At 60.6% G+C, this 12882-nt stretch carries 12 protein-coding genes; 2 read left to right on the plus strand and 10 right to left on the minus strand.

What is annotated here, in order from left to right; translation table 11 throughout:
* The first annotated feature begins 3 nt into the window (after nucleotides 1-3).
* Nucleotides 4-825 (plus strand): M23 family metallopeptidase, encoded by an 822-nt coding sequence (locus FQ192_RS07755; RefSeq protein ID WP_149658067.1) that lies wholly within the window; start codon nucleotides 4-6, stop codon nucleotides 823-825.
* 58 nt (nucleotides 826-883) lie between these two features.
* Here FQ192_RS07755 and FQ192_RS07760 read toward each other — a convergent pair whose 3' ends face one another.
* Nucleotides 884-1105, minus strand: a complete 222-nt coding sequence (locus tag FQ192_RS07760) for a hypothetical protein (RefSeq protein WP_149658068.1) — start codon at nucleotides 1103-1105, stop codon at nucleotides 884-886.
* Nucleotides 1106-1271: 166 nt separating this feature from the next.
* On the opposite strand from FQ192_RS07760, the gene leuA reads away from it, so the two are divergent.
* Complete coding sequence (leuA, locus tag FQ192_RS07770; RefSeq protein WP_149658069.1) at nucleotides 1272-2954, plus strand: 2-isopropylmalate synthase; 1683 nt, start codon at nucleotides 1272-1274, stop codon at nucleotides 2952-2954.
* 194 nt (nucleotides 2955-3148) lie between these two features.
* Here leuA and FQ192_RS07775 read toward each other — a convergent pair whose 3' ends face one another.
* The 9 genes from FQ192_RS07775 to pilW form a co-directional block, all read right to left on the minus strand.
* Nucleotides 3149-3940 carry an amidohydrolase gene (locus FQ192_RS07775; protein ID WP_149658070.1) on the minus strand — a complete coding sequence of 264 codons (792 nt, stop codon included), beginning with the start codon at nucleotides 3938-3940 and terminating at the stop codon, nucleotides 3149-3151.
* Complete coding sequence (locus tag FQ192_RS07780) at nucleotides 3928-5076, minus strand: pyridoxal phosphate-dependent aminotransferase (protein WP_149658071.1); 1149 nt, start codon at nucleotides 5074-5076, stop codon at nucleotides 3928-3930. The genes FQ192_RS07775 and FQ192_RS07780 overlap by 13 nt, the downstream gene beginning before the upstream one ends.
* Before the next feature lie 147 nt (nucleotides 5077-5223).
* Nucleotides 5224-6693 carry a ribosome biogenesis GTPase Der gene (gene der / locus FQ192_RS07785; RefSeq protein WP_149658072.1) on the minus strand — a complete coding sequence of 490 codons (1470 nt, stop codon included), beginning with the start codon at nucleotides 6691-6693 and terminating at the stop codon, nucleotides 5224-5226.
* 140 nt (nucleotides 6694-6833) lie between these two features.
* On the minus strand, nucleotides 6834-7985 hold the full coding sequence (gene bamB, locus FQ192_RS07790) for an outer membrane protein assembly factor BamB (RefSeq protein ID WP_149658073.1): 1152 nt from the start codon (nucleotides 7983-7985) through the stop codon (nucleotides 6834-6836).
* Nucleotides 7978-8619, minus strand: a complete 642-nt coding sequence (locus FQ192_RS07795; protein ID WP_149658074.1) for a tetratricopeptide repeat protein — start codon at nucleotides 8617-8619, stop codon at nucleotides 7978-7980. Before FQ192_RS07795 ends, bamB begins: the two co-directional genes overlap by 8 nt.
* A 40-nt stretch (nucleotides 8620-8659) precedes the next feature.
* Nucleotides 8660-9949 carry a histidine--tRNA ligase gene (gene hisS / locus FQ192_RS07800; RefSeq protein WP_123410235.1) on the minus strand — a complete coding sequence of 430 codons (1290 nt, stop codon included), beginning with the start codon at nucleotides 9947-9949 and terminating at the stop codon, nucleotides 8660-8662.
* Nucleotides 9950-9972: 23 nt separating this feature from the next.
* Nucleotides 9973-11082 carry a flavodoxin-dependent (E)-4-hydroxy-3-methylbut-2-enyl-diphosphate synthase gene (gene ispG, locus FQ192_RS07805; RefSeq protein WP_133840204.1) on the minus strand — a complete coding sequence of 370 codons (1110 nt, stop codon included), beginning with the start codon at nucleotides 11080-11082 and terminating at the stop codon, nucleotides 9973-9975.
* Between the two features lie 3 nt (nucleotides 11083-11085).
* On the minus strand, nucleotides 11086-12117 hold the full coding sequence (locus FQ192_RS07810; RefSeq protein ID WP_149658075.1) for a RodZ family helix-turn-helix domain-containing protein: 1032 nt from the start codon (nucleotides 12115-12117) through the stop codon (nucleotides 11086-11088).
* Nucleotides 12117-12875, minus strand: coding sequence for a type IV pilus biogenesis/stability protein PilW (gene pilW, locus FQ192_RS07815; protein ID WP_149658076.1), 759 nt, complete (start codon nucleotides 12873-12875; stop codon nucleotides 12117-12119). The genes FQ192_RS07810 and pilW overlap by 1 nt, the downstream gene beginning before the upstream one ends.
* Nucleotides 12876-12882 lie beyond the last annotated feature (7 nt).

The following is a 12882-nucleotide window of genomic DNA, read 5'->3' on the forward strand; positions in this document are numbered from 1 at the left end:
TCCATGCCCCGTTTCCTGGCTCCATTGTTGTTGCTGTGCCTGACCTTCAACGCCCACGCCGACAGCTACATCACCCGCCTGCTGAACAAACCGGTGCCGGGGGGCGTGGCGGTCGTGGACTTGGGCGCTGCCGCCCAAGCACCGAAAGCCACGTATCAGGGCAAACCGGTGCTGGTGGTCAAGGAACAAAGCAACTGGCTGGCCATCGTCGGTGTGCCGCTGACCGTCAAACCGGGCACCCAGCAAGTGAGCAGCGGCGGCCGTAACTTGAGCTTCACCGTCGGCAACAAAAAGTACCCGGAACAGCGCATCACGCTGAAGAACACCCAGCAGGTCAACCCGAACCCGGAGAACCTAAAGCGCATCGAAGGCGAACTGGCCGAGCAGATCCAGGCCTATCGCAGCTTCAGCCCCGTCACCCCGAGCAACCTGTTGCTGGACAAACCGGTCAACGGGCCGCTGTCGAGCAAGTTCGGTGTGCGTCGATTCTTTAATGGTGAAGAGCGCAACCCTCATGCGGGCCTGGACTTCGCAGTGCCGGCGGGCACACCGATCAAGACCCCGGCGGCGGGCAAGGTGATTTTGATTGGTAACTACTTCTTCAATGGCAACACGGTGTTTGTCGACCATGGCCAGGGCTTTATCAGCATGTTCTGCCACATGTCGAAGATTGATGTGAAGGTTGGCCAGCAATTGGCGCGGGGCGGTGTGGTGGGCAAGGTCGGTTCGACGGGTCGGGCGACCGGGCCGCATATGCACTGGAACGTCAGCCTGAATGATGCGCGGGTGGACCCGGCGATTTTTATTGGGGCGTTTCAGCCTTAAAAAGTCGTTGGGGCTGCCGGCCTCTTCGCGGGCAAGCCTCGCTCCTACAGGACGACGATCACCGCAAACCTGTAGGAGCGAGGCTTGCCCGCGAAGGCGGAATCCCAGGCAACACATCACCAACCTTCAATTGCGCATCCCACAAGCCCCGCGCAAACATCAAAACAATCACTCCACATCCCAGCAATAAAATCTCGCCAATCCCGCCTTTTCGAGTATTCCTCTCAATTTTTTTCGACTGCTTGCCAACCTCAACCCCGGCGGTTAGGGTTGAAGGCATGAAAACCTCTCACACCCTCATTCAGCTTCGCCAGCACCGCAGCCTGTGCCTCGTCAGTGCACGACTGCCAGGCTGAATCGCGGTGCCTCGCCTTACACGTTTTCCCAAACACTTTTGATCCACCGGCAGGCCGCCTTTTTTCGGCCCACACAATAAGGATTTCCCGATGAGCATGCTCAAAGACCCGTCTTCGAAATACCGCGCGTTCCCGACGATCGATATCCCGGACCGCACCTGGCCGTCGAAGACCATCACCGCCGCGCCGATCTGGTGCAGCTCGGACCTTCGCGACGGCAACCAGTCGCTGATCGAGCCAATGGACGCGGCGAAGAAGCTGCGTTTCTGGAAAACCCTGGTGCAGGTCGGCGTGAAAGAAATCGAAGCCTCGTTCCCGGCGGCTTCGCAAACCGACTTCGACTTCGTGCGCACCCTGATCGAAGACGGCCACATCCCGGACGACACCACCATTCAGGTGCTGACCCAGGGCCGTGAAGACTTGATCGAGCGCACTTTCGAATCCCTGCGCGGGGCGAAAAAAGCCATCGTTCACCTGTACAACGCGACCTCCCCTTCCTTCCGCCGCATTGTCTTCAACCAGGACAAGGACGGGATCAAGGCCATCGCCGTGAACGCTGCCAAGCTGTTCGTCAAATACGCCGCCCAGCAGCCGGACACCGAGTGGACCTTCGAATACTCGCCGGAAACCTTCAGCGCCACCGAACTCGAGTTCGCCAAGGAAGTGTGCGACGCGGTGATCGAAGTCTGGAACCCGACGCCTGAGCACAAGGTGATCCTCAACCTGCCGGCCACCGTCGAATGCGCGACCCCGAACATCTACGCCGACCAGATCGAATGGTTCGGCCGTCACATCAACCGTCGTGACAGCGTGATCATCAGCCTGCACACCCACAACGACCGTGGCACCGGCGTGGCCGCCACCGAGTTGGGCCTGATGGCCGGCGCCGACCGTGTCGAAGGCTGCCTGTTCGGCAACGGCGAGCGCACCGGTAACGTCGATCTGGTGACCGTGGCACTGAACCTCTACACCCAGGGCATCCACCCTGAGCTGGACTTCTCCGACATCGACGGCGTGCGCAAAGTCGTCGAAGAGTGCAACCAGATCCAGGTGCACCCGCGTCATCCGTACGTCGGCGACCTGGTGCACACCGCGTTCTCCGGCTCGCACCAGGACGCGATCCGCAAGGGCTTCGCCCAGCAGCAACCGGACACCCTGTGGGAAGTGCCGTACTTGCCGATCGACCCGGCCGACATCGGCCGCAGCTACGAGGCGGTGATTCGCGTCAACAGCCAGTCGGGCAAGGGCGGTATCGCTTACCTGCTGGAACAGGAATACGGCATCAGCTTGCCGCGTCGCATGCAGATCGAGTTCAGCCAGGTCGTACAGCGTGAAACCGATCGCCTCGGCCTGGAAATGACTGCCCAGCAAATCCACGCGCTGCTGCACAGCGAATACTTGCAGGCCAACACCCCGTACGCGCTGGTCAGCCATCGCTTGCAGGAAGAAAACGGCAACAGCTCGGTGGAAGTGGAAGTCTCGGGCAAGGGCCAGGGCGAAACCAACCTGCACTGGCGCGGCAAGGGCAACGGCGCCCTGGAAGCGTTGGTGGCCGGTCTGCCGATCCCGGTGGAAATCATGGACTACAACGAACACGCCATTGGCGCGGGCACCAACGCCAAGGCAGCCGCTTATATCGAACTGCGGGTTGAAGGCCAGCGTGCGGTGCACGGCGTAGGGATTGATGAAAACATCACCACGGCGAGCTTCAAGGCGCTGTTCAGCGCGCTGAACCGCTCGTTGAGCCAGCCGCAAGCGAAAGAAGCGGCGTAAGCGTTCGCTGCAATGCAAAAGGCCCCAAGGTGCGAACCTTGGGGCCTTTTTGTTGATCGTTCCTACGCTGATCGTTCCCACGCTCCGCGTGGGAATGCCTCAAGGGACGCTCCGCGTTCCAGCTCCCGAATGGGACGCGGAGCGTCCCGGGCTGCATTCCCACGCAGAGCGTGGGAACGATCGGTTACGATCGGTTAGGTGAACTCGAACGTGTCGGCATCCAGATTCGCCGGAAACCGCGTGCGGTAAGCCGCCAGTTCTGCCGCATCCAGTACCACCTGAAACACCCCATCAGCCTCCCCAGCACTGAGCAAGGTTTCACCCTGGAAATCCAGCACCTGACTATCACCGGTATACGCAAAGCCCTTGCCGTCGGTGCCAATCCGGTTCACCGCCGCGACATAGCACAGGTTCTCGATGGCTCGGGCCGGCAGTAAGCGGTTCCAATGCTGACGTCGCGCACCCGGCCAATTGGCGGTGTACAGCAGCAGGTCGGTGTCCTGGGCATCACGGCTCCAGACCGGGAAGCGCAGGTCGTAGCAAATCAGCGGCCGAATCCGCCAACCCTTGAGCTCGAACTGCACCTGGCGCTCGCCGGGGGTGTAGTGGTTGTGCTCGCCGGCCATGCGGAACAGGTGACGCTTGTCGTAATGCGACACCTCGCCGTCCGGCCGCGCCCAGAGCAGGCGATTGCGATGACTGCCATCAGCGGCCTGGACGATGACACTGCCGGTGATCACCGCCTCAAGCTTCGCAGCCTGAACCCGCAGCCATTTGCTGGTCGGACCGTTTTCCGCCTCGGCGAGGGTCTCGGACTGCATGGAAAAGCCAGTGGTGAACATCTCCGGCAGGATAATCAGGTCCGCGCCGCGGGCCTGTTCCAGCAATTGCTCGAAATGCTCCAGGTTGGCCTGGCGGTCGTGCCAGGCCAGGGTGGTCTGGATCAGCGCGATGTTCAGGTTGGGCAGTGCACTCAGATCACGCATAGTTTTGCCGCTGCTTCACGCAGGGTCTCCTCGCGTTTGGCGAAGCACAGGCGCACCAGGCGCTGGCCTTCGGGTGGGTTCTGGTAGAACACCGAGATCGGGATGCTCGCCACGCCGTGTTCGCGGGTCATCCACAGCGCCATCTCGACGTCGTTGAGGTCCGGGCGGATCTGCGAATAATCGACCAATTGGAAATAGGTACCGGTGACACGGGTCAAGCTGAAGCGAGACGGCGCCAGCAGATCGCAGAACAGATCGCGCTTGGCCTGGTAGAAACCTGGCAGTTCTTCGACGTGTTCCGGATGCTCAGCCATGAAGTCGGCCAAGGCAAATTGCAGCGGGGTCACGCCGCAGAAACTGACGTACTGGTGCACCTTGCGCAATTCCGCCGTGAGGGCTGGCGGTGCGACCACGTAGCCGGTTTTCCAGCCTGTGACGTGGTAAGTCTTGCCGAAGGAACTGACCACGAAGGCGCGTTGATACAGCTCTTCGTGATTCAGAACGCTAACGTGAGGTACGCCGTCGAACACCAGGTGCTCATAGACTTCGTCACTGACGAGGTAGATGTCGCGGTCACGAATCAAATCCGCCAACTGATCCAGCTCGGCGCGGCTGATCAGCGCACCGCTCGGGTTGTGCGGCGAATTGATCACGATCATCCGCGTACGCGGCGTTATCGCCTCAGCGAGCTTCTGGAAGTCGATGGCGAAATCATCCAGCCCGAGCTGCACGTGCACGCAGCGGCCTCCGGCCAGCTGCACCGAGGGCTCGTAGCTGTCGTAGCACGGGTCGAAGACGATCACTTCGTCGCCGCTGTGGATAACCGCCTGAATCGCACAGAAGATCGCCTGGGTGGCGCCGGGGGTGACCGTCACTTCATGATCGGCATCCACGCTGACGCCGTAGCTGCGCGCGATCTTCGCTGAAATCTGCTGGCGCAACGCCGGCAGGCCGGTCATCGGCGAATACTGGTTGTGGCCTTGGGCAATATGCCGGCCCACCGCATCGCACAACGCCTGGGGCGCATCAAAATCGGGAAAACCCTGGGACAGGTTGATCGCCCCGGTTTGCGCCGCGAGCTGAGACATCTGAGTGAAGATAGTGATGCCGACATTCGGCAGCTTACTGGTGATCATCGGTAGGCCCCTGCAGGTGAGCTGCAAGTTTCAAGCGACAAGCTGCAAGTGGTCAAGCAGCAAACCATCAGACACAAAAAAGGGTCCCCGGACAGGACCCTTTCTGGCTTTTTCTTAAAGCTTGCAGCTTAAAGCTTGACGCTGCTCCTATTTCTTATCGCGGCGCTTCTTATCGGCTTTCTTGTGGTGCGACATCATGCGGCGCTTCTTGTTGACCTGACGGTCGGTGAGCGAGGTCTTGTTGCCTTCGTACGGGTTCTCGCCGCCCTTGAACTCGATGCGGATCGGCGTACCGACCAGCTTCAAGACACGACGGTAAGTGTTTTCCAGATAACGTACGTAAGACTTCGGCACCTTCTCGATCTGGTTACCGTGAATCACGATGATCGGCGGGTTCGCGCCACCCAAGTGGGCATAACGCAGCTTGATCCGGCGGTTGTTGACCATCGGCGGCGCGTGCTCACCGACTGCATCTTCCAGAATCGTGGTCAGGCGGTTGGTTGGCCAGCGGGTAACCGCAGACTTGAACGAGTTCTGTACGGAGGCGTAGAGGTTGCCCACGCCCGTGCCGTGCAGGGCCGAGATGAAGTGGATGTCGGCGTAGTCAACGAAGAACAGACGACGTTGCAGCTCGACTTTCACGAAATCGCGCTCGCTCGGCGTCATGCCGTCCCACTTGTTGATCGCGATGACCAGCGCACGACCCGACTCAATGGCAAAGCCCAGCAGGTTGAGGTCGTGGTCAACCACACCTTCGCGGGCGTCCATCACAAAGATCACCACGTTGGCGTCTTTGATCGCTTGCAGGGTTTTGACCACGGAGAATTTTTCGACTTCTTCGTGGATCTTGCCGCGCTTGCGCACACCGGCGGTGTCGATCAGCGTGTACTTCTCGTCGTTACGCTCGAACGGGATGTAAATGCTGTCGCGGGTAGTGCCGGGCTCGTCATACACGATGACCCGGTCTTCACCGAGCATGCGGTTGACCAAGGTCGACTTGCCGACGTTCGGGCGGCCGATGATGGCGATCTTGATCCCGTCTTTTTCGCTTGGGCCAGGAATGCGCTTGGCTTCCTCGCCTTCGGCAACGATCTCTTCCTCGCCTTCTTCCAGCTCGTCATCGTCTTTCGGGAAGTCGCTGAGGGCGATTTCCAGCATCTGGGTGATGCCACGACCGTGGGCGCCGGCGATCGGAATCGCGTGGCCCATGCCCAACGGGGCGAACTCGGCGCGGGCCATTTCCGGGTCGATGTTGTCGACCTTGTTGGCAACCACGTAGGAACGCTTGTTACGTTTGCGCAAATGCTCGGCGATCATCTGGTCGGCGGCGGTGAAACCGGCCTTGGCATCTACCAGGAACAGAACGACATCCGCTTCTTCAATGGCCAGCAGCGACTGCTCGGCCATTTTTTCGTCCATACCGTGCTCGTCACCGGAGATACCGCCGGTGTCGACCAGAATGTAGGAACGCCCTTGCCACTTGGCCTCACCGTATTGGCGATCACGGGTCAGACCGGACAAGTCGCCGACGATGGCGTCGCGAGTCCTGGTCAGGCGGTTGAACAAGGTGGACTTGCCGACGTTCGGTCGGCCCACCAGGGCGATTACGGGAACCATGCGGCTCTCCACTTCGTTAATTCAGAAAATACAAAAGCCGCTGCGAGGCAGCGGCTGGTGCTCGGGGCAGCGCTTGAAGGCGCCGCAAGCCTTGCAGAACAAGGCCGCCTGGGGGTTAAACCCCAAGCATAGTCAAATCTTTACTTAATGGTCAGGGCTTCCAGTTTGCCACTGTTGCCATACACATAAATCGTGTCACCCACCACCAGCGGACGGGCGCGCAGGCCGTCGCTGTCGATGCGCTCGCGGCCGACGAAACGACCGTCCACCTGGCTCAGCAGGTGCAGGTAGCCTTCCATGTCGCCGACTGCAACGTAGCTGGAGAACACTTCCGGAGCCGACAGTTGACGGCGAGCCAGCGAATCGTTGCTCCACAAGGCTGTGGTGGAACGTTCGTCGACGCCTTCAACGGTGCCCGAGGACAGGCTCACGTAGACGCTGCCAAAACCCTGGGCGACACCGGCATAGCTGGAAGCATCACGCTGCCAGAGCTGACGACCGCTTTGCAGGTCCAGTGCCGCAACGCGACCCTGGTAGCTGGCGACGTACAGGGTTTCGCCGGATAGCAGCAGACCGCCGTCGATATCGACCACGCGCTCCAGCTCCGAACGACCCTGTGGAATCGCAACCCGTTGTTCCCACACCGGCACGCCGTTGGAAATATCGAGAGCAACCACTTTACCGGTCGACAGGCCAGCCACCGCGAGGCGGTTGGTGACCACTGGCGCACTGGTGCCGCGCAGGGTAAGGACCGCTGGCGTGCTGTCATACAACCAGCGCTGGGTGCCGGTCGCCGCGTCCAGGCCGATCAGACGATCGTCCTGGGTCTGAACCACCACAACGTCGCCGTTGTTGGCTGGCGGCGCGAGGACTTCGCTGGTCACGCGAGCGCGCCATTTCTCTTCGCCGTTGGTCGCGTCCAGGGCAACGATTTCACCCTTGAGCGTACCGATCGTGAGCAGACCGTAACCCACGCCAACAGCGCCGGAAACAGGCAGGTCGAGATCTTTCTTCCATTTGACGTCGCCATTGCTGCGATCCATCGCCACGACTTCACCCGTGACGTCGGCGGCATAGATGGTATCGCCTTCGATGGCCGGCACCAGCATGTTGTAGGTTTCGCCCTGACCGTCACCGATCGAACGACTCCACTGCTTGTGCAGAACCACTTCTTCTTTGAAGTCGGTCAACTCGGCCGGCGGCAATTCTTTTTTGCTGTTGCTGCTGCAACCCGCGGCCAGAACGGCCAGAGCCAGCAATGCTGCATGTTTCCAACGGATCACGTCACGCATCCCCTTTGGCCAGGTCGTCCAGCTTGATTTGGAGGCCGCCGACTGCCGCTTCATCGGACAGTGCTGCCTTGGCTTTTTGATACGCCGTGTTCGCTTCGTCAGTACGACCCAACTGCACCAGCAGGTCGCCCTTGAGTTCTTCGCGAGTGGCCAGGAACGACTTGTCGGCATCGCCTTCAAGCAGTTTCAGAGCGTCTTCGACCTTGTTCTGTGCGGCCAGAACCTGGGCCAGACGCTGACGGGCGATTTCGCCCAGCGCCGGGTTGGCCGGTTTGTCGGTGATGGCTTTCAGCTCAGTGGCCGCATCGTCCAGCTTGCCGCTGTCGACCGCGACTTTCGCCACGAACAGGCTGCCGTATTGCGCGTAGGCCGAACCGCCGAACTCACTGTTGAGCTTGCCGGCCAGGTCCGCAACGCGGGCTGCGTCAGGCTTGCCGTCAGGCGTCAGCGTGGTTTCCAGCAGTTGCTGATAGAGAATCGAGGCGCCTTGCGACTGATTGCTCTGATACTTGTGAAAAGCCTGCCAGCCGAACACGATGACCAGCGCCAACAGGCCGCCAGTGACCAGGGGCTTGCCGTTACGTGTCCACCAGTCTTTCAAATCCGCCAGTTGTTCGTCTTCGGTACTCGACACCCCAATACTCCTTAATCGCTAAATCGGCTGTTTGACAGCTTCAACCCTGCACGACGCAGGTGGCCAGGTGTGCAGCGAGCGCATCCCAGGCAATGCTTTGTTGTTCGCCCTGGCCACGCAGGGGTTTGAAACCTACCACTTGCTGGGCCATCTCGTCGTCACCGAGGATCAGCGCATACAACGCACCGCTCTTGTCGGCTTTCTTGAACTGACTTTTGAAACTGCCGGCACCGGCATTGACTTGCAGGCGCAGGTTGGGCAATTGGTCACGCACACGTTCGCTCAAGGCCAGACCGGCCAGCTCGGCGGCTTCACCGAAGGCGCAGAGGTAGACGTCGACCTGACGGGAGATCTCTTGCGGGATCTGTTCCAGGGTTTCCAGCAGCAGCACCAGGCGCTCGATCCCCATGGCGAAACCAACGCCCGGGGTCGGCTTGCCGCCCATCTGCTCCACCAGACCGTCGTAACGACCACCGGCACACACGGTGCCCTGGGCGCCCAACTTGTCGGTGACCCATTCGAAAACGGTCTTGCTGTAGTAATCCAGCCCGCGAACCAGCTTCGGGTTGATCACATAAGGAATGCCGGCCGCATCGAGGCGCGCCTTGAGGCCCTCGAAGTGCACGCGGGATTCGTCATCGAGGTAGTCGGCCATTTTCGGCGCGTCGACCAGGACCGCTTGTGTGTCGGCGTTCTTGGTGTCCAGGACCCGCAACGGGTTGGTCTTCAGACGACGCTGGCTGTCTTCATCGAGCTTGTCCAGGCGCGCCGACAGGAACTCGACCAGGGCTTCGCGATAGCGACCACGGGACTCAGCGGTGCCCAGGCTGTTGAGCTCGAGCTTGACCGCATCACGGATGCCCAGCTCGCCCCACAGGCGCCAGGTCAGGATGATCAGCTCGGCGTCGATGTCCGGACCGTCGAGGTTGAACACTTCGACACCGATCTGGTGGAACTGGCGATAACGACCTTTCTGCGGACGTTCGTGACGGAACATCGGGCCGATGTACCAGAGTTTCTGCACCTGGCCGCCGCCGGTGATGCCGTGCTCGAGCACCGCACGCACGCAGGCCGCCGTGCCTTCAGGGCGCAGGGTCAGGGAATCGCCGTTGCGGTCTTCGAAGGTGTACATCTCTTTTTCGACGATGTCGGTCACTTCACCGATGGAGCGCTTGAACAGCTCGGTGAACTCGACGATCGGCATGCGGATCTGCTTGTAACCGTAGTTATCCAGCAAACGCGAGACGGTGCCCTCGAAATGACGCCACAGGGGCGTCTGCTCGGGCAGGATGTCGTTCATGCCACGTATGGCTTGCAGAGACTTGCTCACAAAAAATCCTTAAATTCGTTTGATCAGCCGCGGGCGATTACAGCCGCGTCGGCTTCGACCTTTTCGGCCGCTTTCTGGCGGATCAAGCGTTCAAGCTCATCCACCAGATTGTCATTCGTCAGTTTCTGCGCCGGCTTGCCGTCGATGTAAATCAGGTTGGGCGTGCCGCCGGTCAAGCCGATATGGGCTTCCTTGGCTTCGCCCGGCCCGTTGACCACGCAACCGATGACCGCGACATCCAGCGGCACCAGCAAATCTTCGAGGCGCCCTTCCAGCTCGTTCATGGTCTTGACCACATCGAAGTTCTGCCGCGAGCAGCTCGGGCAGGCGATGAAGTTGATGCCACGGGAACGCAGGTGCAGGGATTTGAGAATGTCGTAGCCGACTTTCACTTCCTCGACCGGGTCAGCCGCCAACGAGATGCGAATAGTATCGCCAATCCCTTCGGCGAGCAGCATACCGAGGCCCACGGCGGATTTCACCGTGCCTGAACGCAAACCACCGGCTTCGGTGATGCCCAGGTGCAGCGGCTGGACGATTTCCTTGGCCAGCAAGCGGTAGGCGGCGACGGCCATGAACACGTCGGATGCCTTCACACTGACCTTGAAGTCCTTGAAATTCAGGCGTTCCAGGTGCTCGACGTGACGCAGGGCCGATTCGACCAGCGCGGCCGGGGTCGGCTCGCCGTATTTCTTTTGCAGGTCTTTTTCCAGGGAACCGGCGTTCACGCCGATGCGGATCGGGATCCCGCGGTCACGGGCGGCATCGACCACCGCACGCACGCGGTCTTCACGACCGATGTTGCCCGGGTTGATGCGCAGGCAATCAACGCCCAGTTCGGCGACGCGCAACGCGATCTTGTAGTCGAAGTGGATGTCGGCAACCAGCGGCACCTTGACCAATTGCTTGATCTTGCCGAAAGCCTCGGCGGCATCCATATCCGGCACCGAAATGCGCACGATATCGACGCCTGCGGCTTCCAGGCGATTGATCTGGGCCACGGTGGCGGCCACGTCATTGGTATCGCTGTTGGTCATGCTCTGCACAGCGATGGGCGCATCGCCGCCAACAGGCACGTTACCGACCCAGATCTTGCGGGATTCGCGACGTTTGATTGGAGATTCGCCGTGCATGACTTATTGACCCAACTTCAGGCGAGCAGTCTCGCCACTGGTGAACGGAGCGACATCAACCACCTGGCCGTTGTAGCTGACCTGCGCGCCACGGGCAAAGCCCAGGCGCACGGCAAACGGCGGCTTGCCACTGACAGAAACGTTTTCGCCTTTGCGCTTGAGACCGCTCAACAGCACTTTGCCGGAGCCATCGGTCACTTGCGTCCAGCAATCAGCGGTGAACAGCAGTTGAACCTGGCCTTGACCGGCGACTGGCGCGGCGGCGGCAGTAGCGGTGGGAGCAACGGCAGCAGGTGCAACCGGCGCAGCGACGGTCGGTGCCGGAGCGGCTGGCGCTGGAGCAACGGGCGCAGCGACTACCGGGGCGGCGTTGTGAACCGGTGCCGCAGGGGTTGCAGCCGGGGCTACAGGCGCTGGAGCAGGTGCTGCGGCTTCAGCTTCGGCCGGTGCTTCAGTCGATGTCTCGGACTGTGGCAATGCAAGCGTGGTTCCAGCTTCAGTCTGACCTTCCGCGACAGCCTGGTCTTCCGGCTCGTCCAGCGGATGGATCTGGGTGGTGCCGTCGGCGCCTTCGACTTCTACGTGTTCCGGAGCCAGGGTCGCCAGGTCCTTGGTGCGCAAGGACGTTTGATCCTGCCACCAGACAAAACCGCCGCCAATCACCGCGATCAGCAACAACAGGCTGACAATGCGCAAAATCGTGTGGGAAACCCGAACCGGCTCTTCGATACGACCCAGGCTGTGGACGTTGCTGCCCTGGGAGTCGGTGCCGGTGGATTGGTCGAACTGCTGGACCAGAACGGTCTGGTCCATGCCGAGCAATTTGGCGTACGCGCGAATGTAACCACGGGCAAAGGTATGCCCCGGCAGCTTGTCGAAAGCGCCGGCTTCCAGATTCCCTAAGGAATTGACGGTGAGGTTGAGCTTGAGGGCCACTTCGGCCAGCGACCAGCCATTGCTTTCGCGGGCCTGGCGCAATGTCTCACCGGGGTTAACGCGATTCGCTGCTACAACTTCGGGATGCGCCGCTTTCATCATTGCTCCGACAGGTATTGCTGATATTCCGGCGTACCGGGATAGAGTCGTTTTAATTGCAGGCCAAAACTGGCGGCCTTGTCGCGATCTTCAAACACTTTTGCCAGCCGAACGCCGAGCAATAGACTACGTGCATTTTGTTCGGTGAGCAGGCTAAAACGGTCGTAATAGTCACGCGCGGGCACATAATGCCTGTCTTCGTAAGACAACTCAGCCATTTCCAGCAATGCGCGTGGTTGTTGGCGGTTCAAACGCAGGGCTTTTTCCAGTTGCTGCTGGGCCAGGTCACGCTGGCCAAGCTTCGAAGCGGTCATGCCAAGATTTTCGAACACCCGCGAACGCTCAGGATACAGGGTATCGGCGGCGGCCTGCTCAAAGCGCTCGTAGGCTTCCTTGTAACGTTTCTCTTCGTACAGAAAACTGCCGTAGTTGTTCAGGATGCGAGCATCGCCAGGACGGGAGGACAGCGCCTTGCGAAAATGCTGGTCGGCCAGCTCCGGTTCCATCTCGGCCTGGAACACCAGGCCCAACGCCGCGTTGGCGTCAGGGTCGGAATCGTCCAGGTCCAGGGCCTTTTTCAACGGCACCTTGGCCCGCTCGGTCATCCCTTGCTGCAAGTACCCCAGCCCCAGTTGCACGTAGGCGACACGCGCTTCATCGCGGCCCTTGCTGGTCTTCATCGGATTGAAATCGCCCGACAGGACACAACCAGCACAGAGGCTGGCCAACAGCACAAGCAGCGCAAAGCGCAGGGACATAGAGATC

The organism is Pseudomonas sp. ANT_J12, from assembly GCF_008370045.1.
In the GTDB taxonomy this organism is placed as follows: domain Bacteria; phylum Pseudomonadota; class Gammaproteobacteria; order Pseudomonadales; family Pseudomonadaceae; genus Aquipseudomonas.